Origin of the sequence: Candidatus Synechococcus calcipolaris G9, assembly GCF_029582805.1 — a bacterium.
GTDB lineage: Bacteria > Cyanobacteriota > Cyanobacteriia > Thermosynechococcales > Thermosynechococcaceae > Synechococcus_F > Synechococcus_F calcipolaris.
Map to the genome: position 1 here is coordinate 16,865 of NZ_JAKKUT010000001.1, position 26,759 is coordinate 43,623.

Genomic DNA, 26,759 nt, shown 5'->3' on the forward strand with positions numbered 1-26,759 from the left:
TTAATTTAACTTCTCCTGAAGTTGGGCAAAACTGCGCCGGGGGCGTTTCTTCCAGGGAACGGTGAGTAAACCTTCCTGGGAGCGTCCACTGGTTTTCTTCACCCCTTTGACTGATTTCTGGTGGGCAAAAATTCGCAGACCATTTAATTCTGCCAGCAGCGTTGCCCCATTACTAATTAAAACGGCAACGACCGGATGCATACTCAGGAAAATTCCCGCCAAAACAACGCTGACATTGGGAATCACCACCAGGGCAATGTTTTGATTAATGATCTGCATGACCTCTTTACTCAGGGCGATCGCCTGGAGAATACCCTGAAGATCATTTTGCATTAATAAAATATCCGCCGTTTGCCGGGCCACATCACTGCCTTCACTCAGGGAGATGGAAATATCTGCATGGGCTAGGGCCGCTGAATCATTTAACCCCTCGCCGACAAAGGCCACCACCTGCTTCCCTTTATCTCGCAATTGTTGAATAATTTCCGCCTTCTCCTCCGGTAAAACATTGGTATAAATATTACCGAGGCGGAAACCCGCACTGTAGGCTACCGCATTGGCAACCTCATGGTGATCCCCTGTCACCATATAGCAGTCAATTCTTTGTTTTTTCAATGCAGAAATCAACGCCGCGGCCTCTGGTCGCAGAGGATTACTATAGGAAACAATGGCCACTAATTCTTGATTACAGGAAACGTACACCAAGGAGCGATTCCACAGCACCCCCTCATGGGAGCGTAGATCATCTATGTTGGCCTCAATCCCAGCGGCTTGAATAAATTCCAGGGTTCCCACCCGAATCTCCTGATCGGCGATCTTGGCGATCACCCCCCGCCCCGGCTCATAATCCCAATCGGTATAGTCTCCGGGGGACACTCCCTTCTCTTGGGCATAGTCCAGAATTGCAATGCCAAAGGGATGGTTGACGTGCTGCTCTACGGTGGCTAACCAGTATAAAAGTGTTTCCTCCGTCAAATCTTCTTGCAGGATTTGCAGACCAGAAATCGTTCCTCGCACTTCCGTCAGGGTACCGGTTTTATCAAAGACAATGGCATCCAATCGGGAGAGGAGTTCCAAGGCCCGACCATTGCGAATATACACTCCGAGTTGGGGGGCATGACTCAGGGCAGCAAGGATAGCCGTGGGCACGGTAATACCAATCCCCGAACCAAAATCAAGCTGGAGGGGAGCAATGGAGCGATGGGCATCCCGGGTGAGAGCAAAGACGACGGCGGAAACCCCCATGGCGGGCAAAATAGCTTTATTAGAAATCTCTTCGGCATAATTTTCAATGCGGGTATCTAGATGGGGAGCCTGCTTGGCCAAAAATAGGACTTGGGCTACCTTGGTTTGATTCCCCACCCGTTCAGCCCGAATACAAATTTGGCCCTTGGCCACCACCGTCGAGGCAAAAACCTCTCCATCGGGTTCACAGGGGAGCAACTCTCCTTCACCCGTTAGGAATTGCTGATTAATCAAGGCTGTTCCCCAAACAATCCGCCCATCCACAGGAATCGCTGCCCCCGTGGACACAATCACGTAATCCCCCGGTTGCATATCCCGAATGGTAACCTGTTGCTTTTGCCCCTGCCGCTCAATCCAGTAGGTGCGGGTCAGGTCAAAGGGATCAAAGACCTGTTTCTCGCCCACTTGGGCGGTCATATCCCGCATGGATCCTCCCCAGGTATTCATGGTCGAGGCAAGGGCCGGGGCCATAAATTCCCCTTGGAGGGCATGGAGAATCGTCCAGAGGGATTCCAGGTGGGTCACGTTGAGGGGTTCTTTATGCTCAATGCTCTCTAGAGCTTCCCGAAAGGTGGGTAAGGCCGCCCAAAGAACCAGACCAGTAATCACGACGGGGTAAAAGGGAATGGTGGGAGGTAAGAGGGCAATAATTCCCAGGACGGCTACAGGAATGGCCATGCGGCTGAGAAAGTAGTCCGTGTTCCAGGGGGAGTACACCTGTTTGTCAACGGGCAAGCATCGGGGGGGAGGTAGGTCGGGATCATTGGCCCGCTGAGCGATCGCCAGGATTAGATCTAGGTGGTTGGTATCAGGTTCATATTCAACGACCACCGAGGATGCCGCCACATTAATGCGGATCTGCTGAATCGGGTCTTCGCCGACCAATAAATATTGCAACTGACGAAGATAGGTTTCATTGTGACGCAACTGGGGGATCCGCAGGCGAACCCGGCCAGGTAGGGTGTGAACCACTTCACAGGTGATCGCATCGGCGGAGGTTGAACCGAGGGCAGTGGTAGGAGAAATGGAGTTAGGGGTTGCCATGGCGGGGAACGGGGATGGAACAATGATCCTGATGAACAGGACTGGGTTTAGTATGGATCAAATCTTCGACATTTTGCTGAATTGTCACACAAATGCTATCTAAGGGTAAATCATTGGCATCTTGGCCAAAGGGATTTTCGATTTCCAGGCCAATTTCTTCCACCCCAAACAAGGTAAAGGCGATCAGACTCACAACTGGGCCGGTATACCACGCGAGGTCATGCACCATTTGAAAGGGGAGGAGGAGGCAGTAGAGCAGGAGCAGTTGACGCAAATGAATCGCGTAGGCGAGGGGAATGGGGGTTTTGACAATTCGTTCACAGCCACCCAAATAATCCACTAAAAAAACAAGTAGTTCATCCATATAGGTGAGTTGGTAGAGGGGAAGGTGGCCTTTGCGATACTCACTATGGAGATAATTTTCAATCCAGTAGGCAATCCGTAGGGGAGGATTTTGTACCGTCACCAGTTCGTTGTACTGGATAGGGCTGATTAGCGTGGCCAGTTCGTCCAAGGATTCATTACGCAAATGCTGTTTTGTGGCAATGGCGTAGGCTACGACTAAACGGACGGTGTCAATTTTTCGTTGATGATCGCCGTCCTCTTCTTCTTCAATAGCTACCCAGATCAGGCGGGTCAAGCTGCGGGAGGTGTTGATCAGTTGGCCCCAAAGTTTACGGCCTTCCCAGAAATGTTCATAGCCTGTATTGGTGCGGAGAACCAGCAGTAACCCCAAAACGACACTGGGAATAATACTACCCAACACTGGCCAACTTACGCTGACGACATGAAGATGAATCGCACTCACCAAAACCCCAAAAAGCCCACAAAAAATGACTTGGGGCAAAATGGCAGGAATCACTGAGCCTCGATACTGCAGGGCCAGATATAGCCAGCGGGGCCGTTCCAAGAGTCGTTTGGCAACTCCCGATTTGGGGCGACGGCTCTGAAGCTGCTTCAGTTGGGGTGGGGGATCGGGGGTGGGGTGGGGAATCCATGGTGTTAGAGGGGTCGCTCTTGCCGTAAAAGCAATCCTAGACGGACAGCCCCAATTCCAAGGACAGGGGCACCAAACCAGTAGAGTAAGGCTAACCCAAATTGCGATCGCTCTGCCATATTTATTACTTCCAAACTATAGCTGGAAAAAGTAGTATAGGCCCCAAGAAAGCCGGTCATCACCAGCAGTTGAATATCCGGTGAAAATCGCAGGGAAACCACTATCCCCATACAAAAGCAGCCCGTGACATCAATAAAGAGGGTGCCAAAGGGAAAGGTCTGTCCCAACCAATTTTGAAACAGAAGTTCCAGATAGTAGCGAGCTAAGCCACCGGGAATGGCTCCCAGACTAATGGCGATCGCCGACCGTAGGGGCCGATGCCAACGGGACGGAGCAGGTAGCAATGACATGGGTTAATTTAAGGATTTAGCTAGGGATCAAGTTGATCATGGTATTCCCGGGACTGAAGTAAGACCGATTCTACCCCTTCGCTTTGAACTTGGCGAATAAAATTAATTTTTGCATCCTCTAGCCAGGCAATGAGTAAATCTTGAATGGCCTGACCCACATGCTCCTGCTGCATTTCTCGACTAAAGGAATGTCCAAAGTTTTGCACTAATTGATTGACCAAAAGACTGCCCTGGCGTTGGGCCTCCGTATCTAAAAGTGGAGGTAGGGTTTGGCTCTTATCTAGCATCTGGAAAAAGCGGGCGGTAATATCCCTGGCCAATTGATCGCGCCACTGGTGGGGGAGATCTTGAAAACCAGGAATCTCCATTAAGTAACGGTAGGGGGGCGTTTTCAGCATTGTTTGTTCAATACTAAAGGCGACGAGGGATTCGATATCTGGTCGCAGTTGGGGGAGTACCTTATAGGTAGTGATCTGTAAAACCAAGCTGGCTAATTGGGCCAATTCATCCACCTCATCCTCGGAGGCGATCGCCGCAGTCGTCACCAGAGAAGGTTTCCGTCGCCGAGGCAACCATCGAGCCACCTGGCCCCGCCGCACTGCTCCCTGGAGTTGGCTTAAAACCTGCAAAACCACCACTTCGCTCACATCTTCGGCAATGGCCGCCACAAAACTTTCTGAACTCTGCTCCCGGATGCGTTTCAGGCTAATCAGTTGGGCCTGGTCTAAGCGAATGGCCACGGGTACAATTCGTAGCCACACCCAGGTGGGGGCCAACCACCAAAAAGGAAAAAAGAGGACGATGTCGTACCAACGCACAACAATGGCATCCAGCCAGCGACTACTGCGATTTCGGCGTTGTAACCAATAAGTACGGCCCAAAAACTCGATAAAAAATAACAGACTAAAGGGAATATCGAGTACTCCCACCCGGTTAATAAATTGACCGTCCTCACCAATGGCCCGCCAATAGTTGGTTTGGATCAAGGGGGAAATGGTGGACTGAAACCAAGCCAGATTGGTTTGCCAATCCGCTTCATTCATATATTCGGGCCCCCAAAAGGCATTGAAGGACTCACGGGCAGAGGCTTCCCGGCCAGTTGTGCCAAATACTTGGTCCCGCATTAAGTTTTTAATCCGCTCCAGAGTACCGGTCTTTTCTGCCAACAAAAACGGATTGGTGTCAATCATCTCACTGCTGTGATCGCGCAGGTCTTCGAGGAGGGCGGCAGTTGCCTCTGAATTGACCCCCTGCTGTTGAATCGTTGTTTCTAGCTGATCCACGATCTCCAGGTAAGCGGCGGTCTCCCGGTGGGGTTCAATGCCCTTCATGGGGTCGTACAGGGGGGTGATGTCCACGGGTAAGGGAATGACGATAGTGCGCTGGGTTAGGGGTAAGGGAATATGGCCGAGGAGCCAAAAATTGCGAAAGGGCACATAGGTTAAGTCAAAGAGCATCACCAGTAAATTGGCACTGGCTATGATCGCCATTAGTCGCTCATAGCGACGATTAAGAAGTTTATCTAGCATTTCTCTGACTCAAAGAATCACCAGTCCAACCATAGCCGTCCGTTGAGTCCTGCGTCTATACTGGTTGAGGCAAGCCATTTGGACTGTTTCTCTAGCCATTGCCGCGATCGCCGAATTCAAAAGGCTAAAATCGCTAAAATAATGATCCATAAATCGGTGATCATTAATTCGTGATCATTTATTACCCCATCTGTCGGTTGGATTCCTATGCCGTTTGAGATCAATCAGGGACTTGGCAAACATAACTCCCAAAAGGACTTCTACGCTGTCTTAGGCGTTCCCATGAAGGCAAACGCTAATGAAATACGCCGACGATACCTGAAAATCGCCAAAAACCTCCACCCTGATAGCCGCGATGAAGATTCCGGCAAAAAAGTCGCCAGTGACTTGCTCTCAAAATTTGTGAATCCCGCCTATGAAGCCCTCTCCCAGGAAAAGGAGCGGGAGGAATACGACATTATTTTGCGTCTCTTGAAGGAGCAGTTAACTAATCACCGAGTCGCTCCGGAACCAACCAGTGAGGCGGCCAAAGCCCTGCTCACCCATCCTGATATTGAAGCAGGATATCAACAGGCCCTCGCCGAGATTGCCCAGAAACAGTATCAAAATCTGGATGATATTCTCACTCTGACCGCAGAAATCAGTGAACTTAATTTAGTCTATTTACTGCGGCGTGATGGCGGCCAAGTTCCCGCATCTCCGTCCCCACGAGTTTCGCCACCAACCGTTGCTCCTCCCCGCCCTGGAACATCCTCTAGCAGTTCTACCCCAGCGGCAAATAGTGGTTCCCAGGCAAGTGCGCCGCCCACCCCCGAACCGGCCCCAGCAGCAAAAAGCGATAGCTATGTTGATAAGTACTATCGTCGGGCTGAAGAATTTCTCGCTAAAAATAACTATACAGAGGCGATTAAAGAACTTCGGGATGCCCTGAATATCAATGGCAAAAGTAGTCGTTGCCACGCCCTTTTAGGGAAAGTTTATCTCCAGCAGGGAACCCTGACCATGGCTAAGGTGCATTTTAATCAGGCCCTTAAGATTAATCCCCAGGAGGCGATCGCCATTGAGGGGATGGCAACCATGGCCAAGCATGAAAAACGGGCGGCCCAACAAAAAGCAAAATCAAACCCGCCGGAAAAAGCCAAGGGAGGATTTTTTGGTTTATTTGGGAAAAAATAAATAAACGTTATGGTCTATCAACCTGCCACTGGCGCAAGGGATCTGCTGCCCCTAGATGTTGCCCGTCAACGCTGGTTAGAACAACGATTGGAACAGGTTTTCCATCGCTGGGGCTACCAAGAGATTATTACGCCGACCATTGAAAAAATTGAGACTCTGATTGCTGGAGGGGCCCTAGAGTCCGATACCTTGATTCATTTACGCCATGGGGATGGGGAATCCCTAGGGTTGCGGCCGGAACTAACGGCTTCCATTGCCCGGGCTGCGGTGACGCGGATGGCCGGTGTTACCTTCCCCCAAAGACTCTACTACAAGGCGAATGTGTTTCGGCGATCGCCCCTCCAGGGGATGAGTGCCCAACGTTTAACCCAGCAACAGGAATTTTTCCAGACCGGCGCGGAATTAATTGGTGGGGGAGGACTGGCCGCCGATGCGGAAATCCTCCTCATTGTCCAAGACTGTCTCCATAACCTTGGTCTATCTCCCTGTTACTTACTCTTGGGGGATGGGGGCCTCACCCAGATGCTTTTAGGGGAGTTTCCCCCGGAATGGCGGGGATTGATTCGCCAGAACCTTGCCCGTTTAGATCGGGTGGCTCTAGAGAGTTTACCGGCGACGCTGCGGAATCGGGCCTTAGATCTTTTTGATCTGCGGGGGGCGGCCACCGATGTCTGCGATCGCCTGGAAGACTGGCCCCTCTCTACTCCGGCCCAAGAGCGATTACAGCAATTAAAGAGCCTAATCGACTTGATTGGCAGCAGCGATCATCCCTTGCCCCTGACCCTGGATCTGAGTTTGATCCAATCCTTTGACTATTACACCGGTATTGTGTTTGATGTGATGGCGCAAACTGAGACCGAACTAAAAGTTGTGGCCCAAGGTGGGCGATACGATCAGTTATTGGGAACATACCACCCGGAAGGACAATCGACCCCTGGGATTGGTTTTGTCTTTAATCTGGAGGATCTAGAACAGGCTCTTTTGCGGACGGGCCACCTTGCTACGGGTATAGCCCACAGTCAATGGCTAGTGATCCCCACGGCGGAAAATGCCCTTGGTGCAGCCTTTGCCCATGCCCAAACCCTGCGGCTAGAGGGAACTACCCGGGTTGAAGTTGCCCTGGAAATGCTGGCCCCCGAACAATTCCGGGCCTATGCCCGCGATCGCAATATTCCCTACCTGGCATGGGTAGATGCCCAGGGCCGACCCCAGGTTGAAGCCCTAAGCACGGAGATGGTGCGATGCTAACCATTGCCCTACCCAAGGGGGCCCTCCTCAAGGACAGTATTACCTTCTTTGCCCAGGCCGGTTTAGACTTTCGGGAACTGTTAGACCCCTCCCACCGCCAACTGCAAGTCCTGGCAGCCCAAGGAACAGCGCGGGCCCTACTGGTGCGGGCCCAGGATGTCCCTGTCTACGTGCAGTATGGCCAGGCCCAGTTAGGGGTCGTCGGCTTTGATGTTTTAGAAGAGAAGCAGCCCCAGGTGGCCCATTTGGCAGATCTAGGCTTTGGCCACTGTCGTCTATCGGTGGCAGTCAAATCCACCAGTTCCTACGGTTCCGCCCGGGAATTACCGGCCCATTGCCGGGTGGCCTCCAAATTTGTCCATTGCGCCCAGCGATATTTCCAAGACCTTGATTTACCTGTGGATATTGTGCCCCTCTATGGTTCCGTTGAATTGGGGCCCCTAACGGGAATGTCCGAGGCGATCGTGGATTTAGTGTCCACTGGCCGCACCCTTCGGGAAAATGGCTTAGTCGAATTAGAACAAATCTTTACCAGCACCGCCCGGTTGATTGCCCACCCCTTGAGTTACCGTCTCAATTCTGACAATCTGTGCCACTACATAAAGCGTCTGCGTATCGATGGGATTCGCATTGAATCGGAAGCCCCTGCGTAAAAGATCAAACAATTGTCCAGCACAGATGATTGATTTTTTGAGGAATCATGGTAGAGTGATTTCTTAAATAATTGTTAAAAATTTTACGCTCTAGTTCATAAAAATTTCCAGTTCTTTACTGTTTTGTGGGTGTGCGGTGATGAGTGAGGTTGAGAAGCGTCGGTTACAGTTTAATGATCAACAATGGCGGGCGATCGCAAATCCCCGGCAAACGATCGAAGAGGCCCTGGCTAGTCGGAGGCTACCCTCTACAGAAAAACTATCCCTAGGACAAGACTTGCAAACTCAGCAACAACAAGAGATTCGGGATCTCAAAGAGACCGTTCGCCAATTGCAGTCCCAATTATCTGAGCAACAGCAGAATCAACAGAAGAGTCATCAAAAAACCCTGGTGGCAGCCGCCGCAACCCAGTTATCCGCCTCCCACCTTCTGGATTTGCACCCCAGTCTGGCTATTCAACCCTTAGGCATTCGCCCCTGGCAGGCAGACGTACAGAAAGATGTACATAAACAGAAAGATCCTAAATCTTTACCCGATCGCCCCCTCAAAGCTGGTTCAACCCCAGGAACAATGGCGACCCCCTGTGGGTCAAATACCCTGTCCCGCGCCCAGGTCGATTTGCCTCGGTTTGCCCGCCGTTAACTGAGATCCCATCCTACGGAGCTTTTGCCTATGTGTGGCATTGTCGGCTACATTGGCCCCCAGATCGCCAGCCAAGTTCTCCTAGACGGTCTACAAAAGCTGGAATATCGTGGCTATGATTCCGCCGGTATTGCCACCGTTTTTGAAGGGGAACTCCACTGCGTCCGGGCGAAGGGAAAATTACGCAATCTCTACGAAAAAGTTCAGCAAGAGGATGTGCCCGCCCGTTTGGGTATTGGCCATACCCGCTGGGCCACCCACGGCAAACCGGAAGAATATAATGCCCATCCCCACCGAGACAGTAGAGATCGCCTCGCCGTGGTTCAAAATGGCATTATCGAAAACTATCGAGAACTGCGTCAACGCCTAGAAGCCAATGGCCATACCTTCCGATCTGATACGGATACGGAGGTGATTCCCCACCTGATTGCCGAATACCTAACCCATTTAGAGGGTGAGAGGGGCCAGGATAGTAATTCACTCTTGGAGGCGGTGCGCCAAGCCGTAGCCGAATTGCGGGGTGCCTTTGCCATTGCCGTAGTTTCAGCGGACTATCCCGATGAATTAATTGTTGCCCGTCAACAGGCTCCCTTGGTTATTGGTTTTGGCCAGGGAGAATTTTTCTGTGCCTCCGATACCCCAGCCCTGATTCCCTATACCCGGGCCGTCCTATCCCTGGAAAATGGGGAGTTGGCACGATTAACTGCCACCGGCGTAGAAGTCTATAGCTTTAAGGGCGATCGCCTCCGCAAAACCCCCCGCACCCTGAATTGGAACCCAGTCATGGTGGAAAAACAGGGCTTTAAGCACTACATGCTCAAGGAAATTTACGAGCAACCAGGGGTGGTACGGGCCTGTTTAGAATACTACCTGTGGGATCAATGGCATCCTGAATCTAGGGTAAGTCCGGTAAATATAGGTCTTTCCCCTGACTTTTACGCTGACGTAGAGCAGATTCAGATTGTTGCCTGTGGAACCAGTTGGCACGCGGGCTTAGTGGGTAAATACCTGCTCGAACAGTTAGCCCAAATTCCCACCACCGTTCAATATGCCTCAGAATTTCGCTATGCACCGCCGCCGCTCACCAAATACACCCTCACCATTGGTGTGACCCAATCCGGGGAAACCGCCGACACCCTGGCGGCCTTAGAAATGGAACAGGAGCGACGCAGTCAAAAGGGTGGCCCCTACAGGCCTCAACTCTTGGGCATTACCAACCGTCCCGAAAGTAGCCTGGGTCATCTGGTGGAGCAGATAATTAATACCCATGCGGGCATTGAGATTGGTGTTGCGGCCACTAAAACCTTTGTGGGCCAGTTAATGGCCTTCTATCTATTGGCCCTAGATTTGGCCTTTGTTCAACAAAAAATAGATCCGATCCGTATTGGGGAGATTATTGGCCAGCTACGGCAGTTGCCCGCCCAATTGGAACTGATCTTGGAGAGCCAGGAACGCTATATTGAAGCCCTGTCCCATGACTTTGCCGAGACTCAGGATTTTATTTTTCTAGGCCGGGGCATCAATTTTCCCATCGCCCTAGAAGGGGCACTCAAACTCAAGGAAATTAGTTATATCCATGCGGAGGGCTACCCTGCGGGAGAGATGAAACATGGGCCCATTGCCCTCCTAGATGCAAAGGTGCCGGTGGTGACGATCGCCATGCCCGGAACGGTGTTTGAAAAAGTCCTGTCTAATGCCCAGGAAGCCCGGGCCCGGGATGCACGGCTGATTGGAGTGACCCCCATGGAAGAAACGGAAGCCCGTCACACCTTTGATGATCTCCTTCCCGTTCCTGAGGTCGATGAGTTGCTCTCCCCGATTTTGACCGTGATTCCCCTGCAATTATTGGCCTATCATATTGCGGCCCGGCGTGGCTTAGACGTGGATCAACCCCGGAATCTGGCGAAGTCGGTAACGGTGGAATAAACTTACAGAGGATTGTTGTTATGATGCCCCAGTCTAGTCGCGGGCGATCGCGGACACTTTTAATTGGACTAGCGGCGGTGGCGGTCATTTCCGGTGGTACGGCCGCCTGGTTTGTTGCCCAAGGGCCAGACACCCCCAGTGTGATTCAACCCGGTGACAATGGCCCAGCGATCGCCCGAGAGAAGGTTCAGGTGTACTGGCTCATTTCCGATGACACCGAAGACGGTACCGAATTGGTCTTAGCACCCACCACCATTGAACTGAGTTTAACGGGCACCACACCGGATGTGATCCTTCAGGGGGCCGTAGAGCGATTATTGCAGGGACCGGCCAACCAAGATGTTAGTACCACCATCCCAGAAAATACCCGCTTAAATCGGTTTGAGCTTAAAGAAGACGGCATCCACGTGGATCTGTCCCAGGAGTTTACCCTGGGAGGCGGCAGTACCTCCATGCAGGGTCGCCTTGGTCAGGTGATCTACACGGCAACGGCCCTTGACCCCAATGCCCCGGTTTGGATTTCCGTGGCAGGGGAGCCGCTACGAGTTTTAGGGGGAGAAGGCCTAGAAGTCAGCCAACCCATCACCCGTCAAGAATTTCAGGAGGACTTTGCCCTGGGTCAGCTTGTCTCGAAAAAGTGAACAGTGAAATTAAGCGGAAATCGGTAGATGTAGAGAGCGGTAATATGAGCAGGGGAAAGCACTCTCTATAAACGCTTCTGGCGCGAGGTTCCTCCCAAGACGAAGGGTGACTTTGCCTTTACGTGGATGCCTTTGACGAGGAGCAGGCGATCGACATTGTCGAGGTGCAAAAGGAGATCGAAGACTTGGAAAGCCAACTGCTAGAGGTGCGTGGCAAAATGGCGGGCTATCTAAAGCAGTTGGGCGTTGAGGTTGACACAGGAGGAACCCCATGATCGTTCAACTGGCTAACCGCAACTATAGCCCTGAGGAGTATCTGGAACTCGAAGCTCAGGCGGAATTTCGCAGTGAATATCGAGACGGGGAGATTGTGCCAATGGCGGGGGGGACAACTAACCACAATGAGATTGTGACGAATCTGTGCGTGGTGCTGAAGCCGCCGCTACGGACTCAGGGCTATCGGTTATTTACGGAAAATGTGCGGCTGTGGATTGAACGCTATCGGATTTACACCTACCCAGATGTGATGGTGATTTCGGGGGAGCCGTTGTATCACGGCACGGGTACCAGCACGGTGACGAACCCCAGCCTGATTGTGGAGGTAGCGTCGAAATCGACGAAGAATTACGACCAGGGCGACAAGTTTGACTACTACCGCTCTCTACCCAGTTTTCAGGAATATATCTTGGTGGAACAGTATCGCTGGCGGGTGTTGCAGCACTTGCGGCAGGAGGGCGGTCAATGGCTGTTAAGTGACTACGAGGGATCGGGGGATGTGGTGACGCTGGCCTCGCTGGATCTGCCGCTGCCCCTGGGAGATATCTATGCTGGGGTGGACTTTGACCTGCCGGAAGATGAGGTACAGGGGAGTACGGAGGGGCAATCATGACGGCAACGGTAATGATAACTAAGCTATTGCTTGCGATATGTAACAATTAAGAAATAAATTAAGGGATATTTTCAGAGATACTTCTTCAGTCATCGTTAGGTCGGGTCATGTCAGTTTTTGCTATTGTTGCGGCGATCGCCGTGTTGGGAATTTTAATTTTTGTCCATGAGTTAGGGCATTTTTTAGCCGCACGCACCCAAGGTATCCACGTCAATCGCTTTTCCATTGGCTTTGGCCCCGTCCTCTGGAAATATCAGGGCAAGGAAACGGAGTATGCCCTGCGGGGGATTCCCCTGGGGGGCTATGTGGGCTTTCCCGATGATGACCCTGAGAGTGGTATTCCCCGCAATGATCCCAATCTCCTCAGTAATCGCCCCATTCTAGACCGGGCCATTGTCATTAGTGCCGGGGTGATTGCCAATCTTATTTTTGCCTACCTTTTATTACTGCTTCAGTTGGGCATTTTGGGCATTCCCCAGGTCAACTACCATGGCGGCGTACTCATTCCCTCCTTGGCTACCAATAGTAGTACCGTTGCCGCCGATGCCGGACTGCGGGCCGGAGATATTGTTGTCGCCGTCAATGGCGATCGCCTTGGGGCGGAAGCGGGCAGTTTACCCCACCTGATGCACGTCATCCAAGAGAGTCCTAATCAACCCCTCCGTTTAGAGATCCAGCGGCAAGGGCAGGTACAAACGATTCAGTTGACCCCGGAGCTGACCCAGGACGGCCAAGCTCGCATTGGGGTACAACTGGCTCCCAATGCGGATATTTACCGAGAACACACCCTCAATCCCCTACGTTTAGGGGCAGCGGCCTCCACGGAATTTGAGCGGGTGGTACGGCTCACCCTCGGTGGATTCCGGGAACTGATCCAGAATTTTAATCAGGCGGCGAGTCAAGTCTCTGGGCCGGTGGCGATCGTGGCCATGGGGGCGGATATTGCTCGCTCTAACAGTGGACAACTCTTTACCTTTGCGGCATTAATTAGCATTAACCTGGCAATTATTAATATCCTGCCCTTACCGGCCCTTGATGGGGGGCAGTTGCTCTTTCTCTTGATTGAGGGCATTCGCGGCAAACCCTTACCCAATCGTATCCAGGAAGGGGTGATGCAAACCGGCTTGGTACTGCTGCTGGGTTTGGGAATGTTTTTAATTGTTCGGGATACCGTTAATCTAACTGGAACGGTCTGGGTACAGCAGTTGTTTCGCTAAAGTAAACCTATGGCCATTATCCGTAAGCTTTCTGCCAACCAGCAGCGGGCCCTGGAAATTCTTATTCGCCTCAAGCGGCTGTACCCCGATGCCAAATGCTCCCTCACCTACGCCAGTCCGGTGCAATTACTGGTGGCTACGATTCTTTCGGCCCAATGTACCGATGAGCGGGTTAATAAAGTTACGCCGGCCCTCTTTGCCCGTTTTGCCGATGCGGCAGCCTTTGCCGAAGCAGACCTAGGGGAACTGGAAACCCTGATCTACTCCACTGGCTTTTACCGCAACAAGGCCAAGAATATAAAAAATGCCTGTCAGCGAATCGTAGAGGTCTATGGCGGCCAAGTTCCCAAGGTTATGGAGGATCTGTTGAGCTTAGCGGGGGTGGCCCGTAAAACCGCCAATGTCGTTTTAGCCAATGCCTATGGCATCAATATGGGGGTAACGGTGGATACCCATGTCAAACGCCTCAGCCGCCGCCTTGGCCTTACCCAGGAAACCGACCCCGTGAAGATTGAGCAGGATTTGATGCGCCTTGTCGCCCAGCCAGAGTGGGAAAATTGGGCCATTCGCTTGATTTACCATGGCCGGGCAACCTGTATGGCCCGCAATCCCCAGTGCGATCGCTGTGAACTGGCGGATCTGTGTCCCTCCGCTCCCCCCGAATACCAGGCTAGATCTCCCCTCGAAACACAAAGGTTGCCGGCCCCGTCATCCACAGGGTATTAGCCTGCTGATCCCAGGCAATGTCCAAGCATCCCCCCGGTAGCTCTACCGTGGCTTGGGTTGCGCCGCGCCCTTCTAAAACCGCTGCCACCAACGTTGCACAGGCTCCCGTACCACAGGCCAGAGTTGCTCCCGCTCCCCGTTCCCACACCCACATTTTCAGGTAATCGGGGCGCACTACTTCGACAAATTCCGTATTGGTTCGCTGGGGAAAGGCAGGATGGTGTTCAAACTGGGGCCCAAGGTCATGGAGGGGAATGGCGACTCCATCTTCCACAAACGTGACACAGTGGGGATTCCCCATACCCACGCAGGTGACAGGCCACACCTGGCCGGCAACCTCCAGGGACTGGCAAATCACCTTTTGATCGGGGGCGGCGAGGGTGGTGGGAATTTCTGCGGCTAACAGTTGGGGTGGCCCCATATTTACCTTGACTTGACCATCCCCTTGGAGTTCAGGAATCATCAGCCCTGCCAGGGTATCAATGCGGTACTGCGTTTGCCCATCTTTCCTTTCTAAATCCAGAATAAATTTCGCTAGACAACGAATACCATTGCCACACATTTCGGCAACGGATCCATCGCCGTTGTACATCCGCATTTGGTAGTCTGTGTCACTTGTACCTGGCAAAAGAAAAATAACACCATCGGCCCCAATTCCCCGGTGGCGATCGCACCAATGGACGGCCTGCTCAGGGCTAAGGGCAAGTTCTGACTGGTGGCGATTATCAATCAGAATAAAATCGTTACCTAAACCTTGGTATTTAGCGAAAGGGAGGCTCATACAAGCTCATACAATTGGAGTGAGATCATTAGAGGATCAATAATGACTGATGAATTTGAGACTGGCTTACCCAGCGTCCGGCAGATGCAAGCCTTAATTAAAGACAATACTGAGGTAGAAGTCAAGCTGGTCACCAGTGATTTGGTGGTGGGAAAACTCCGCTGGCAAGACACCAATTGCCTGTGTGTTATTGATCACTACGATCAACCCACCATTGTCTGGAAACAGGCAATCGTCTTTGTTAAACCCAAGGCCTAGGGGCTAGGGGTTCCAATATTACCCAGTTCCAAGTTGCAAAACGGACGAAAAAGGTGACAGAGAATGGATCAGAGCCGGATAGATAGCTTACTTGAGGCCTTGCGAGATGGGGATCCCCAGATTCGAGAACGGGCGACTCAAGAGTTATGGCATCATTGGTTTTGTCAAAAGGGAACGATGGGGTTACAGGCCCTAAAACGCTCCCAGGAACTCTTATCCATTGGCGATGTCGATCTGGCGGAAGACCTTCTCTGTCGCTTAATTGAGCAGTTTCCTGATTTTGCCGAGGCCCTCAATCGGCGGGCTGTGCTGTACTACACCCAAGGTAAACTTGAGCAGGCGATCGCTGACTGTGAACGAGTCCTGGAACTGGTTCCCTACCATTTTGGGGCCCTCCATGGTCTGGGTCTGTGCTACCAAGCCCAAGGGGACTATGGCCAGGCGATTCAATTATTCCGGCGGGCCCTTGATATTCAGCCCCATGCCCTGATTAATCAGCGTCTGATCTTAGAATGTACCGCCCAACTCTAGGGGGTTTTTCAATTCTTACTTGTTGAATCCTTAGTTTGACTGTTTCCGGGGCGATCGCCGTGGCCAGGGGCAGGCGTTAGGGGATAATAGTAAAATCATGCTGTTTCGTGACATTGTGCGGCCATGAGCCAAACCTATACCGTCGAAATTAATCATCAGGGTCAAACCCATCAGATCCAAGTCCCCGAAGATCAAGCAATCCTCCAGGCTGCCTATGGTGCCGGTGTTGACCTTCCCAGTTCCTGCAATGCCGGGGTCTGTACCACCTGTGCCGCCCAAATTCTCAGTGGCGACGTGGATCACGGCGATGCCATGGGTTTAAGCCCTAACCTACGGGAAAAGGGTTATGTACTGCTCTGTGTTGCCCATCCCCGTTCAGACCTAAAAATTCTCAGTGAGAAAGAAGAAGAAGTTTATAACCTGCAATTTGGTCAGTTTCAAACCTAGGGAATCGCCCTGATCCATGGTTGACCCCACATCCCACCAACCCGAATTAGAGCCACTGAATCGTACCCAGATTTTAATTGCCATGGGCTTAACCGCCATTCTGTGGTTGATTATTGCCAAGGTCTGGTTGCGAACCCCCTTTGCTGGCGGCCAATTACCCTTGGCTTGGAGTGGCCAAGATTTGGGACTGGGTCTGGTGCTTGGGTTACTCATTACCGGGATGAGTGCGTTACTGTACTGGCTATGGCCAACCTATCGCCATGCCTCGGATTTATACCTGGCACTGGTTCTCCGTCCCTTAATTTGGGGGGATATTTTCTGGTTAGGATTGTTACCTGGCTTGAGTGAGGAACTCCTCTTTCGCGGGGTTCTTTTACCCACGTTGGGCCTCGATTGGTCAGGAATCCTAGGTTCTGCCCTTTGTTTTGGTATTCTCCATTTTAGTGGGCGACAATACTGGCCCTATGCGTTGTGGGCAACGGTTGTGGGTGTGATGTTTGGCTACAGTGCGGTGGTCAGTCATAATTTACTTTTGCCAGTAGTTGCTCATATAGCCACAAATTGGATCGCAGCCATTCTCTGGAAGTGGCGATCGCCCCAGAATAAATCAATAGGGAAGTGATTCATTAAAAGGGAAAAGGATGGGGCATAGTCTCTATCGGCATAGTCCCTATCAAGATAACTATTGCTACCTTTCTTAGGACGATATCTGGAAAATTTCTCTGGTTGACCCGATCAAGGATGAGAAGGGGATAGAATTAACAAATACTGACACTCAAATCTAGTTCCATGGGCTAAGGAATTTCCCTGCCAATGCATCCAGCAGAAATCAAGGTGTTATTGATTGAAGATGATGAAGATGATTATCTGATTACCCAGAATCTTCTCAAACAAATTTCTTTAACCCGTTACCTTGTTGATTGGGTTTCAACCTATGAAGCAGCGGAGCAGATACTAGATGACGATGATCATGACGTATATTTAGTAGATTATCGTCTTGGTAGGGAAATCGGGTTAGAACTTTTTCAATCTCCCCAGCGAAGGGAGCGTCCCTTTATTCTTTTGACGGGCCAAGGGGATCAGGATATTGATCTGGCGGCTATGGAAGCTGGAGCAGCAGATTACCTTGTCAAGGGTCACATTAGTGCGGCGGCCCTTGAGCGATCGATTCGCTATGCCATTGAGCATCACTATACTCTCCAGGCCCTGCGGACATCGCTGCGGAAGCATGATGATCTTGCCGCTGCCATTGATCAAATCTCCACCGGAGTCGTGATTACCGATGCCCTTGCTCCCGATAATCCGATTATTTTTGTGAATCCAGCCTTTCTGCGGATTACGGGGTATGATCCCCCGGAGATATTAGGACGGAATTGTCGATTTTTGCAGGGACAGGACACCAGTTCAGTCACCCTAGAGAAACTACGAAGAGCTATTCAGAATCGGCAACCATTTTTCGGGGTGCTACTCAATTATCGCAAGGATGGCACACCCTTTTGGAATGAGTTAAGCGTGAATCCCGTCTTTGATCAGGATGGGCAACTCGTTCGTTTTGTAGGTCTACAAACGGATATTAGTCATCGGATTCGCACCGAGGAGCAAATTTTACATTCGGCTCTCCACGATAAATTAACAGATTTACCGAACCGGACATTATTTACCGATCGCATCGATCAAGCCCTCATTTATTCCAAGAGTCAAAAAGACTTAAGATGGAGTGTTTTTTTACTAGATATTGATCGGTTCAAAATGATCAATGACAGCTTAGGTCATCGGATTGGGGATGAACTCCTCGTTCAAATTTCCCAACGGTTGCTGGAGTCCCTGGGGGAGGATGATACCTTAGCTCGATTGGGTGGCGATGAATTTGCCATTCTTTTGCATCACCGTGACAGCCCCCTGAATGCCATTTATGTTGCCAATCAAATTCACCAAAGTTTAGAGGAGCCTTTTCATGTTGGGGATCACGATGTTTTTGTGAGTACCAGTATTGGTATTACCCTCAGTCTGACGGATTACGAGAATCCTGAGGATATTCTCCGGGATGCTGATACGGCCATGTATCGGGCTAAGGACCAGGGACGATCTCGGTACGCTATTTTTGATGCCAGTATGCATGATCATATTGTCACCATTCAACAAATTGAAACGGATCTGCGGCGGGCGATCGCCCAGGATGAATTGCGCGTCTACTATCAACCAATCATCTCCATTGCCACGGCCCAATTAGTTGGCTTTGAGGCCCTCATGCGTTGGCAGCACCCCAGTCGGGGCCTGGTTCCCCCGGATCAATTTATTCCTGTGGCCGAAGAAACGGGACTGATCATTCCCATGGGGGAATGGATACTGCGCCAGGCCTGCCAGCAAATGAACGCTTGGATTAATCTGGGTTCGGCGACCCAAAATCTTCAGGTGAATGTGAATCTAGCCAGTCGTCAAGTGTGTCAATCGGGTTTTGTCGCTTTGGTACAAAGCATCCTCAATGAGTATCAGTTAGATCCCAAGCATCTCAAGTTGGAAATTACTGAAAGTACGATTATGGATGACATGAACGTTGCCAGAGATACCCTAGAGGAGTTGCAGGCGTTGGGCATCGCCATTGCCATTGATGATTTTGGTACGGGTTATTCGTCCCTGAGCTACCTCCACCGTTTTCCCATCAATACCCTGAAAATAGATCGCACGTTTATTTCTAAAATTGATACCCATGAGTCGGATTTGAACATGGTCGGGGTGATGGTTCTGCTGGCCCATAACTTGAAGATGAATGTGGTGGCAGAAGGGGTAGAAAACGAGACCCAGGTGCAGATCCTCAATAGGGTGGGCTGCGAATATGGCCAGGGCTATTTCTATTCCCGGCCGATACCAGCGGCGGAGATCGCCCCCCTTCTAGAAACAATGCATTTTCCCATCCAACCGGAAAAACCCCTGCCCTAGGACAATGAACCCTAACCCTTCGTTTACGACTATTGCTAACCCCCTAGCCCATCTTGAAGCGATTGTGCAGCTTCTGCGGGAACCCTTCCTCGTCCTTGATGATTCCTTTCATATAAAAACCTGTAATCCGGCCTTTTGCCATGTTTTGGAAATGCCAGTCACAGCGATTTTAGATCAGGATTTTTTTGGTTTAGATCAGGGGCAGTGGGATCATCCCCCATTACGGGCCCTGTTGATGGAGCTTAAGGAGCACCAGAGGGCCTTTCAGGATTTTGAACTGTGTCAATCCTTTTCCCGTTTGGGCGATCGCACCTTTTTGATAGATGGTCAGTCCTTACCTCAGGAATATCCAGTCGAAACCACGATGCTTTTGGGGATTCGGGATATTAGCGATCGCAAACGGGCCGAACTCAAACTCGAAGAATTTAATCGCCAACTGATTCAAAGCAATCGAGAATTACAGGATTTTGCCTCCGTCGCCTCCCACGATCTCCAAGAACCCCTCCGCAAAATTCAGGCCTTTACGGATCTTTTAGCCACAGAATTGGGAGCCGATCTGAGTGAAACCGGCCGGGGTTATATGGATCGGATTCAAAATGCCGCCAGCCGGATGCAAACCCTGATTAATGATCTCCTCAGCTATGCCCGCGTCACCACCAAGGCTAATCCCTTTGTGCCAATTGATATGGAGCAGATTGTTGCCGAAGTCCTTTCCGACCTTGAGTTCCCAATTCAACAAAGCCAGGCGACGATTCAGGTGGATACCCTCTATGGCTTTGAGGCGGATCCCCTGCAAATCCGGCTGCTTCTGCAAAATCTGATCAGTAATGGTCTAAAATTTCAATCCTGCGATCGCCCGCCCCAGATTAGGATTTCCATGGAATACCTTACTGCCAACGCTAACTTCGCCGATGCTAATGCCACCGACACTGCCGATGGTATCCAACTTCGGGTTCAGGACAACGGCATTGGTTTTAAGGAGAAATATTTAGATCGCATCTTTGGCATTTTTCAGCGACTCCACTCCCGCAATGAATACCCAGGAACGGGCATTGGCCTGGCCATCTGTCGGAAAATTGTCGAACGCCATAATGGTACGATTACGGCCACCAGTGACCTGGGCAGCGGAGCCACATTTATCATCACAATGCCGGTAAAACAACCCGTGATACCCAGCCTTTGACCCCCAGGGAAAACCTAGCTACTATTAGCCATTACGGATATTTTTTATGGATATTTCTAAAACAACCAAAGGAGTCCCGATTACGATTCTCATGGCCGACGATGATGAAGATGATGTCATGTTAGCCCGCAAAGCCCTTGAGACCTGCCGTTTGGCCAATGACTTCCACGCCGTCAGCAATGGCGAAGAATTAATGGACTATCTCTATCGCCGGGGGGACTACGAAAAATTAGCGGATTCCCCTCGCCCCGGTTTAATTCTCCTGGATCTGAATATGCCCCGCAAAGATGGCCGGGAAGCCCTAGGGGAAATTAAGGCTGACCCTACGCTGCGATCGATTCCGGTGATTATTCTCACCACCTCTGCTGCCGAGGAAGATATTTACCGCACCTATAATTTGGGGGCAAATTCCTATATTACGAAGCCAGTGACATTTCCCGGTCTAGTGGAAGTGATGAATGGGTTGGGCCGCTACTGGTTTGAAATTGTGGATCTCCCGGAAGGACTATGATCATCCTAGCGATCGCCCCGATGTCTCTCCTATGGCCAAACCCCCTAGCAAAACCCTGTTGCATCAGGAACCCTGTCCCCACATCGAACTCCATCACCGTAGTGAGATTCTCCGGTTTCAACTCACCAACCCTGAACATCGCCTAGGTCGGGATCCCACCTGGGCGGATCTTTCCATTCCCGATCTACCCCAATGGAGCGTGGTGTCTAGTCGCCATGCCCTCCTTCGCAAAGAATCCCAGGGCTACCGTCTCATTGATGGGGATGGCCAGCGGCGCAGTACCAATGGACTTTTTTATCAAAAAACCTGTGTGGACCTTGATCAGGGATTGATGCTCACAGAACCCATGGAATTAGAGATTGGTCAGGATCCGCAAAACCTCATTCGCCTCCACTACATACCGGCAGATCCCCTACAGCCAGATCCACCACCCCAGCCTGGACAACGCCGCCTAGATTTTAACCAGATGCCCGCCTGGCCAATTATTCTAGGTCGAGATCCGGGCCCTGGATACAATACCTTTGCCCTAGATTCTGCCACAGTGTCCCGTCACCATGCCGACATTGATCGCACGGGGGCCGGCCTTTATATTCTGCGGGATCGGGGTAGCACCAATGGAACCTATGTCAATGACCAAAAAATTAACGGCCCCCATACCCTCAATCAGGGGGACAAAATCAAAATCGGCCCCTTCGTTTTGGTCTACTACAACCACAGCTTAGAGTTAGTGGATCAGGGGGAGCGAATTCGTCTGGATGCTCAAAACCTGCAACGGCGGATTACGATCGCCCAGCAAGAGCGCATGATTCTTACAAATGTATCAATCGTGATTGAACCGAGGCAACTGGTGGCGATCGTCGGCGGAAGTGGGACCGGTAAATCCACACTGATGGGGGCCCTCCTCGGCATTGTGCCCCTCACCTCTGGGCTGGTGCTACTCAATGGCAGTAATCTCCAACAAAACTTTGATACCTATCGGGCAGAAATTGGCTATGTTCCCCAAGAGGATATTATCCATAGCGGTTTAACCGTAGAAGAGGTGCTGCGCTATGCCTGTAAACTGCGCCTGCCCCCCGATACCCAACCCCAGGAAATTCAAGGAGTGATTGGGCGAGTGCTTGAGCAAGTGAAACTCACTGCCGTCAAAGGAAACCTAGTGGCCCAGTTAAGTGGTGGCCAACGCAAACGGGTGAGTATTGCCGTGGAACTGTTGGCCAATCCCAAGCTCTTTTTCCTGGATGAACCCACCTCTGGCCTGGATCCGGGTTTGGATAAGGAACTGATGGGACTGCTGCGGAATTTAGCCAATCAGGGCCGAACCATTGTTCTAGTGACCCATGCCACCAGCAATATTGAAGGGTGCGATCGCCTGGTATTTATGGGGCGGGGCGGTCGGCTGTGCTATTTTGGCCCACCTGCGGAGGCCATGCCCTTTTTTAACCTGCCCGATCGGGATTGGAAGTATTTTGCCGATATTTATTTGACCCTGGAGCAGGGAACAACGGAAGCAGAGCGACAACGGACTGCCTTTGATTGGAGTGAACGTTTTCGAGCTTCTCACCTATACCAAACCTACATTGGTGATCGCCTCTCCATGGGTAATCAAGGGGAAAGCACCGCCACCTTTGCAGCGGTTTCATCGGAAGCTAGGGCCATGCCGCCCCAAGGGAAAGATCGCTCCCTAGGTTTGCGCCCCCATGTTTGGCATCAGCTCCTCACCCTGTGTCAACGGCAATGGCAACTCCTCCGCCGCGATCGCCTCAGTTTGGCGGTGAATCTCCTCAGTGCCCCCCTCGCCATCTTGTTCATTGTCCTGGCCCTGGATAGTCAACCCTTTGCCCCCCAGGAGAATACGGATTTAATGCAGGCTCCCCAGGCCCTGCGGGTGTTATTTGTGTTTACCTGTGCCGGTCTCTGGGTCGGTTTAGCCAGTTCGGCCCAAACCATTATTCGGGAAACCCATATCTATGGGCGGGAGCGGCTGGCCAATTTAAGTGTTTTTGCCTATTTGGGGTCAAAAATTGGCGTAGCTAGTGGGGTGGCGATCGTCCAAAGTCTGATGATTACCTTAGCGGTGATGGTGGGGTTTAGTTTTCCGGCCCCATCCCTGATTCCCTGGCCCCTAGGGGTGATGATCACCACGTTTCTTACCCTGTTAGCCAGTATCAGCCTGGGGTTATTCATTTCCAGTGCCGTCAAGAATGTGGATCAAGCCAGCAAAGTCTTACCCCCCATTCTCCTACCCCAGATTATTTTCTCCGGTGTCCTATTTAAGCTCAGTGGCCCCGTGGCCATCCTCTCCTGGTTGATGATTGGCCGCTGGTCCGTGGGGGCCTACGGCAGCCTGGTGAATGTGAATGCCCTCGTCCCGGAGCAGCCTGACTTTGCCCTCTACGAGCCGCCGCCCCTACCCTTTGACCCCAGCCCCGTTTACGATCCCACCTGGGGTAATCTTTTCCTGAATTGGGGCCTATTACTGATCCATACCCTGGTGTATTTAAGCCTTACCCTGATCCAGCAATGGCGAAAGGAGCAAAAATAAAACAAACCCTATGCCCGCAATGACTTCCATGTATAGCTAATGCTACTTGGTTTAGGACGGGGTGCAGGGGTGGAACCCCTGGCTGGGGGCGAAGCCCCCACACCCCCCTTGTCAGCAATGTCCTAAGGAAACAGGCGACAGCTATATTACCTTCAATACATTATTTTGTGTTACTCCTCTATTTTTTAAGGTTATTTTCGGGATCGGTTTTTATTGCTTCAAGAATCGGGACTGGGATGATAAGAGTTGTTGCTATTTTGGCATAAATGTTCAAAACCCCTGCACGCCTAGGGCGATAGCAGTAGCTTGGTAACTATAGAAACCCTACGAATGCAAGGCTTATGAAAATTGGGGTAGTGAAAGAACGGGAAGTGGGTGAACAGCGTGTTGCCCTCATCCCTGATGTTGTAGCGAAGTTAGTTCAGCAAGGTTATGTGATTCAGGTGGAGTCGGGGGCCGGTGAAATGGCCCACTTCCATGACGATGACTACCAAGCGGCGGGGGCAGAAATCATCAATTCCCTAGAAGATCTCTGGGGGGGGGTAGATGTCCTTCTCAAGGTTGCTCCCCTGCGCGATCGCGAAGTGGAATGGTTACGAACGGGGGGCACGTTAATTAGTTTTCTGAATCCCCTGGGAAATCCCTGGCAGATGCAGCACTTGGCCGATCGCCAGATTACGGCCTTTGCCCTCGAATGTGTTCCCCGCACCAGTCGGGCCCAGAGTATGGATGCCCTTTCCTCCCAGGCAGCGATCGCCGGATACCAAGCCGTACTTCAGGGGGCAGCCGCCCTACCCCGCTTTTTTCCAATGTTGACCACCGCCGCCGGCACGATTCCACCGGCCAAGGTATTTGTGATTGGGGCCGGTGTGGCCGGATTACAGGCCATTGCCACGGCCCGTCGGTTGGGGGCCATTGTCGAAGCCTTTGATATTCGCCCCGCCGTCAAAGAAGAGGTGCAAAGCCTCGGAGCTAAATTTGTGGAAGTGGCCCTCCAAGAGGATACGGTAGCCAGTGGTGGTTATGCCAAGGAAGTTTCGGAGGCAGCTAAACATACCACCCAAGAGGCGATCGCCGCCCATGTCCAAACCGCCGATGTGGTGATTACCACCGCCCAAGTCCCCGGAAAACCTGCCCCTCTCCTTGTTACTGAGCGCATGGTGTCCACGATGAAACCGGGTTCTGTGATTGTGGATCTGGCAGCGGAGCAGGGGGGCAACTGTGCCTGTACCGAACCAGGGCGGGAAATTGTTCACCAAGGTGTCACGGTCATTGGCCCAGTGAATTTACCCTCCTCCTTGGCGATTCATGCCAGTCAAATGTACGCGAAAAATATTTCTACATTTCTGAAGTATTTAACCAAAGAGGGGAGTCTCTACCTGGATTTCGAGGATGACATTACCGCCGCCGCCTGCATTACCCATGGTGGTGAAATTCGCAATGAACGGGTACGCCAAAGCCTCCATGCCCAGGAACCCTCCATCGCAACCGTTGCCTAGATTAAAAACACAGGAAACATCTATGAACGATCCGCTTTTAGTGGGACTAGTGATTCTTGTCCTAGCTAGTTTCGTTGGCTTTGAAGTGATTAATAAAGTGCCGCCAACCCTCCATACCCCCTTGATGTCCGGCTCCAATGCCATTTCTGGAATTGCGGTGATTGGGGCCCTACTCATGGCTGGCAGTGGTGGCCACAGCTTGAGTGTCATCCTCGGCCTTGTGGCCATTGTTTTGGCCACCGTGAATGTGGTGGGGGGCTTCCTCGTCACCGATCGCATGTTGCAAATGTTTAAGCGTTAAGGATTGAGCCTGTCATGGATTGGTTAAGTGATATTCAAGAACTCAGCTATCTGGCTGCCGCAGCCCTATTTATTATTGGTCTGAAAAAACTCGGCTCTCCGGCTACGGCCCGTCAGGGAAATCGTCTCGCTGCCGTGGGGATGCTGGTGGCCATTGTTGTCACCCTTCTGGATCGTCAAATTGTTAGTTTTCCGGCAATTTTGGTGGCGATGATGGTGGGGGGCGTGATCGGGGCGATCGCCGCCTACCGAGTCGAAATGACCTCCATGCCCCAAATGGTGGGCCTCCTCAATGGTTTAGGGGGGGCCGCCTCCGCCTCCGTTGCTGTGGGTGAATTTTTGCGACTGGTAACGACTGGAGAACCCCTCAGTCCCAGTATTTTGCTAACGATTTTGCTGGGAGTTTTAATTGGCGGCATTACCCTAACAGGGAGTTTAGTGGCCTTTGCTAAACTTCAGGGACTCATTCCTGGTTCCCCGGTGCTGTTTCCCCTGCAACAGGTGGTGAATGGTGCCCTCGTGATTGGCTTTCTGGGACTGAGTAGCTACCTTTTTGTTGATGCCAACCAACTGTCATTGTTTTGGGGACTCACGGCGATCGCGGCGGTGCTAGGGATTCTCATGGTGATTCCCATTGGTGGAGCCGATATGCCCGTCGTCGTATCCCTCTTAAACTCCCTATCCGGTTTGGCCGCCAGTGCTGCTGGGTTTGTGGTCGGTAACAGTATGTTGATTATTGCCGGGGCCCTGGTAGGTGCATCGGGACTGATTCTCACTCAGATCATGTGTAAGGCCATGAATCGTTCCCTCCTCAGTGTTCTCTTCAGTGGTTTTGGCAGTGGTCAAACCGGCGGTTCGGGCAGTTCAGGAACAACGGGAAGTGGTTCCAAAGCTGTACGTACCCTCGATAGCGAAGAAGGGGCGATGATGCTCGGCTATGCCAAATCTGTGGTGATTGTCCCTGGTTACGGTATGGCCGTTGCCCAGGCCCAGCACAGTGTTAAGGAATTGGCTGATCAACTGGAGCGTTTGGGCGTAGATGTCAAATATGCGATTCATCCCGTTGCCGGCCGCATGCCGGGCCACATGAATGTTCTCCTCGCTGAAGCCAATGTGCCCTACCCCCAACTCAAGGATATGGACGACATTAATCCCGAATTTGAGCGTGTGGATGTGGCCTTAGTGATTGGGGCCAATGATGTGGTCAACCCAGCAGCCCGCACCAATGCCGGAAGTCCCATCTATGGAATGCCCATCTTAGACGTGGATCGGGCCCACCACACCATTGTGATTAAACGGAGCATGAGTCCGGGGTTTGCTGGCATTGAAAATGATTTGTTCTACAAGGACAAAACCATGATGATGTTTGGTGGAGCTAAGGACGTACTCAATCAGCTAGTCACAGAGGTGAAGCAACTGTAGCGAT

The 26,759-nt window shown here is 51.6% G+C and carries 26 protein-coding genes; 21 read left to right on the forward strand and 5 right to left on the reverse strand.

Going from position 1 to position 26,759, the window contains the following annotated elements; translation table 11 throughout:
* The 4 genes from L3556_RS00105 to L3556_RS00120 all read right to left on the reverse strand — a co-directional run bounded on the left by L3556_RS00105 (position 1) and on the right by L3556_RS00120 (position 5,225).
* Entirely contained in the window at positions 1-2,289 is a 2,289-nt protein-coding gene (locus tag L3556_RS00105; RefSeq protein ID WP_277865266.1) for a heavy metal translocating P-type ATPase, read from the reverse strand.
* Positions 2,276-3,199: a bestrophin family protein gene (locus tag L3556_RS00110; RefSeq protein WP_277865267.1), complete on the reverse strand. Its 924-nt coding sequence runs from the start codon at positions 3,197-3,199 to the stop codon at positions 2,276-2,278. Before L3556_RS00110 ends, L3556_RS00105 begins: the two co-directional genes overlap by 14 nt.
* Before the next feature lie 92 nt (positions 3,200-3,291).
* Entirely contained in the window at positions 3,292-3,696 is a 405-nt protein-coding gene (crcB, locus tag L3556_RS00115) for a fluoride efflux transporter CrcB (RefSeq protein ID WP_277865268.1), read from the reverse strand.
* A gap of 20 nt (positions 3,697-3,716) precedes the next feature.
* A complete protein-coding gene (locus tag L3556_RS00120; protein ID WP_277865269.1) occupies positions 3,717-5,225 on the reverse strand; it encodes a hypothetical protein in 1,509 nt (502 codons plus the stop codon).
* Positions 5,226-5,432: 207 nt separating this feature from the next.
* On the opposite strand from L3556_RS00120, the gene L3556_RS00125 reads away from it, so the two are divergent.
* From L3556_RS00125 to nth, 10 genes are all read left to right on the forward strand, one after another.
* Complete coding sequence (locus tag L3556_RS00125) at positions 5,433-6,401, forward strand: J domain-containing protein (RefSeq protein ID WP_277865270.1); 969 nt, start codon at positions 5,433-5,435, stop codon at positions 6,399-6,401.
* A gap of 9 nt (positions 6,402-6,410) precedes the next feature.
* Positions 6,411-7,649 carry an ATP phosphoribosyltransferase regulatory subunit gene (locus L3556_RS00130; protein WP_277865271.1) on the forward strand — a complete coding sequence of 413 codons (1,239 nt, stop codon included), beginning with the start codon at positions 6,411-6,413 and terminating at the stop codon, positions 7,647-7,649.
* Positions 7,643-8,302 carry an ATP phosphoribosyltransferase gene (hisG, locus tag L3556_RS00135; RefSeq protein ID WP_277865272.1) on the forward strand — a complete coding sequence of 220 codons (660 nt, stop codon included), beginning with the start codon at positions 7,643-7,645 and terminating at the stop codon, positions 8,300-8,302. Before L3556_RS00130 ends, hisG begins: the two co-directional genes overlap by 7 nt.
* A 139-nt stretch (positions 8,303-8,441) precedes the next feature.
* Positions 8,442-8,945, forward strand: coding sequence for a hypothetical protein (locus L3556_RS00140; protein WP_277865273.1), 504 nt, complete (start codon positions 8,442-8,444; stop codon positions 8,943-8,945).
* A 30-nt stretch (positions 8,946-8,975) separates the two neighbouring features.
* Complete coding sequence (gene glmS / locus L3556_RS00145; RefSeq protein WP_277865274.1) at positions 8,976-10,871, forward strand: glutamine--fructose-6-phosphate transaminase (isomerizing); 1,896 nt, start codon at positions 8,976-8,978, stop codon at positions 10,869-10,871.
* Between the two features lie 20 nt (positions 10,872-10,891).
* On the forward strand, positions 10,892-11,512 hold the full coding sequence (locus L3556_RS00150) for a GerMN domain-containing protein (protein WP_277865275.1): 621 nt from the start codon (positions 10,892-10,894) through the stop codon (positions 11,510-11,512).
* Between the two features lie 122 nt (positions 11,513-11,634).
* The gene (locus L3556_RS00155; RefSeq protein WP_277865276.1) at positions 11,635-11,787 is read left to right on the forward strand and encodes a hypothetical protein; all 153 of its coding nucleotides are present in this window, start codon (positions 11,635-11,637) and stop codon (positions 11,785-11,787) included.
* Positions 11,784-12,401 carry a Uma2 family endonuclease gene (locus L3556_RS00160; protein WP_277865277.1) on the forward strand — a complete coding sequence of 206 codons (618 nt, stop codon included), beginning with the start codon at positions 11,784-11,786 and terminating at the stop codon, positions 12,399-12,401. Before L3556_RS00155 ends, L3556_RS00160 begins: the two co-directional genes overlap by 4 nt.
* Positions 12,402-12,508: 107 nt before the next feature.
* Complete coding sequence (gene rseP / locus L3556_RS00165) at positions 12,509-13,618, forward strand: RIP metalloprotease RseP (protein WP_277865278.1); 1,110 nt, start codon at positions 12,509-12,511, stop codon at positions 13,616-13,618.
* A gap of 9 nt (positions 13,619-13,627) precedes the next feature.
* Positions 13,628-14,344: an endonuclease III gene (gene nth, locus L3556_RS00170; RefSeq protein WP_277865279.1), complete on the forward strand. Its 717-nt coding sequence runs from the start codon at positions 13,628-13,630 to the stop codon at positions 14,342-14,344.
* Here the strand turns inward: nth and dapF are convergent.
* On the reverse strand, positions 14,289-15,125 hold the full coding sequence (dapF, locus tag L3556_RS00175; RefSeq protein ID WP_277865280.1) for a diaminopimelate epimerase: 837 nt from the start codon (positions 15,123-15,125) through the stop codon (positions 14,289-14,291). The genes nth and dapF overlap by 56 nt on opposite strands.
* Positions 15,126-15,167: 42 nt before the next feature.
* Here dapF and L3556_RS00180 point away from each other — a divergent pair, with 42 nt between their 5' ends.
* The 11 genes from L3556_RS00180 to L3556_RS00230 all read left to right on the forward strand — a co-directional run bounded on the left by L3556_RS00180 (position 15,168) and on the right by L3556_RS00230 (position 26,755).
* On the forward strand, positions 15,168-15,383 hold the full coding sequence (locus tag L3556_RS00180; protein ID WP_277865281.1) for an Hfq-related RNA-binding protein: 216 nt from the start codon (positions 15,168-15,170) through the stop codon (positions 15,381-15,383).
* Positions 15,384-15,446: 63 nt separating this feature from the next.
* A complete protein-coding gene (locus L3556_RS00185; RefSeq protein ID WP_277865282.1) occupies positions 15,447-15,914 on the forward strand; it encodes a tetratricopeptide repeat protein in 468 nt (155 codons plus the stop codon).
* A 123-nt stretch (positions 15,915-16,037) separates the two neighbouring features.
* Entirely contained in the window at positions 16,038-16,361 is a 324-nt protein-coding gene (locus L3556_RS00190; RefSeq protein ID WP_277865283.1) for a 2Fe-2S iron-sulfur cluster-binding protein, read from the forward strand.
* 16 nt (positions 16,362-16,377) lie between these two features.
* Positions 16,378-16,983 (forward strand): CPBP family intramembrane glutamic endopeptidase, encoded by a 606-nt coding sequence (locus L3556_RS00195; protein ID WP_277865284.1) that lies wholly within the window; start codon positions 16,378-16,380, stop codon positions 16,981-16,983.
* A gap of 191 nt (positions 16,984-17,174) precedes the next feature.
* The gene (locus L3556_RS00200; RefSeq protein WP_277865285.1) at positions 17,175-19,298 is read left to right on the forward strand and encodes a putative bifunctional diguanylate cyclase/phosphodiesterase; all 2,124 of its coding nucleotides are present in this window, start codon (positions 17,175-17,177) and stop codon (positions 19,296-19,298) included.
* A gap of 4 nt (positions 19,299-19,302) precedes the next feature.
* Positions 19,303-20,481 carry a sensor histidine kinase gene (locus L3556_RS00205; protein WP_277865286.1) on the forward strand — a complete coding sequence of 393 codons (1,179 nt, stop codon included), beginning with the start codon at positions 19,303-19,305 and terminating at the stop codon, positions 20,479-20,481.
* Positions 20,482-20,527: 46 nt separating this feature from the next.
* On the forward strand, positions 20,528-20,992 hold the full coding sequence (locus L3556_RS00210) for a response regulator (protein ID WP_277865287.1): 465 nt from the start codon (positions 20,528-20,530) through the stop codon (positions 20,990-20,992).
* Positions 20,940-23,534: an ATP-binding cassette domain-containing protein gene (locus tag L3556_RS00215; RefSeq protein WP_277865288.1), complete on the forward strand. Its 2,595-nt coding sequence runs from the start codon at positions 20,940-20,942 to the stop codon at positions 23,532-23,534. Before L3556_RS00210 ends, L3556_RS00215 begins: the two co-directional genes overlap by 53 nt.
* A 341-nt stretch (positions 23,535-23,875) precedes the next feature.
* Positions 23,876-25,033: a Re/Si-specific NAD(P)(+) transhydrogenase subunit alpha gene (locus L3556_RS00220; RefSeq protein WP_277865289.1), complete on the forward strand. Its 1,158-nt coding sequence runs from the start codon at positions 23,876-23,878 to the stop codon at positions 25,031-25,033.
* Positions 25,034-25,055: 22 nt separating this feature from the next.
* Complete coding sequence (locus L3556_RS00225) at positions 25,056-25,334, forward strand: NAD(P) transhydrogenase subunit alpha part 2 (RefSeq protein ID WP_277865290.1); 279 nt, start codon at positions 25,056-25,058, stop codon at positions 25,332-25,334.
* A gap of 14 nt (positions 25,335-25,348) precedes the next feature.
* Positions 25,349-26,755: an NAD(P)(+) transhydrogenase (Re/Si-specific) subunit beta gene (locus L3556_RS00230; RefSeq protein ID WP_277865291.1), complete on the forward strand. Its 1,407-nt coding sequence runs from the start codon at positions 25,349-25,351 to the stop codon at positions 26,753-26,755.
* Positions 26,756-26,759 lie beyond the last annotated feature (4 nt).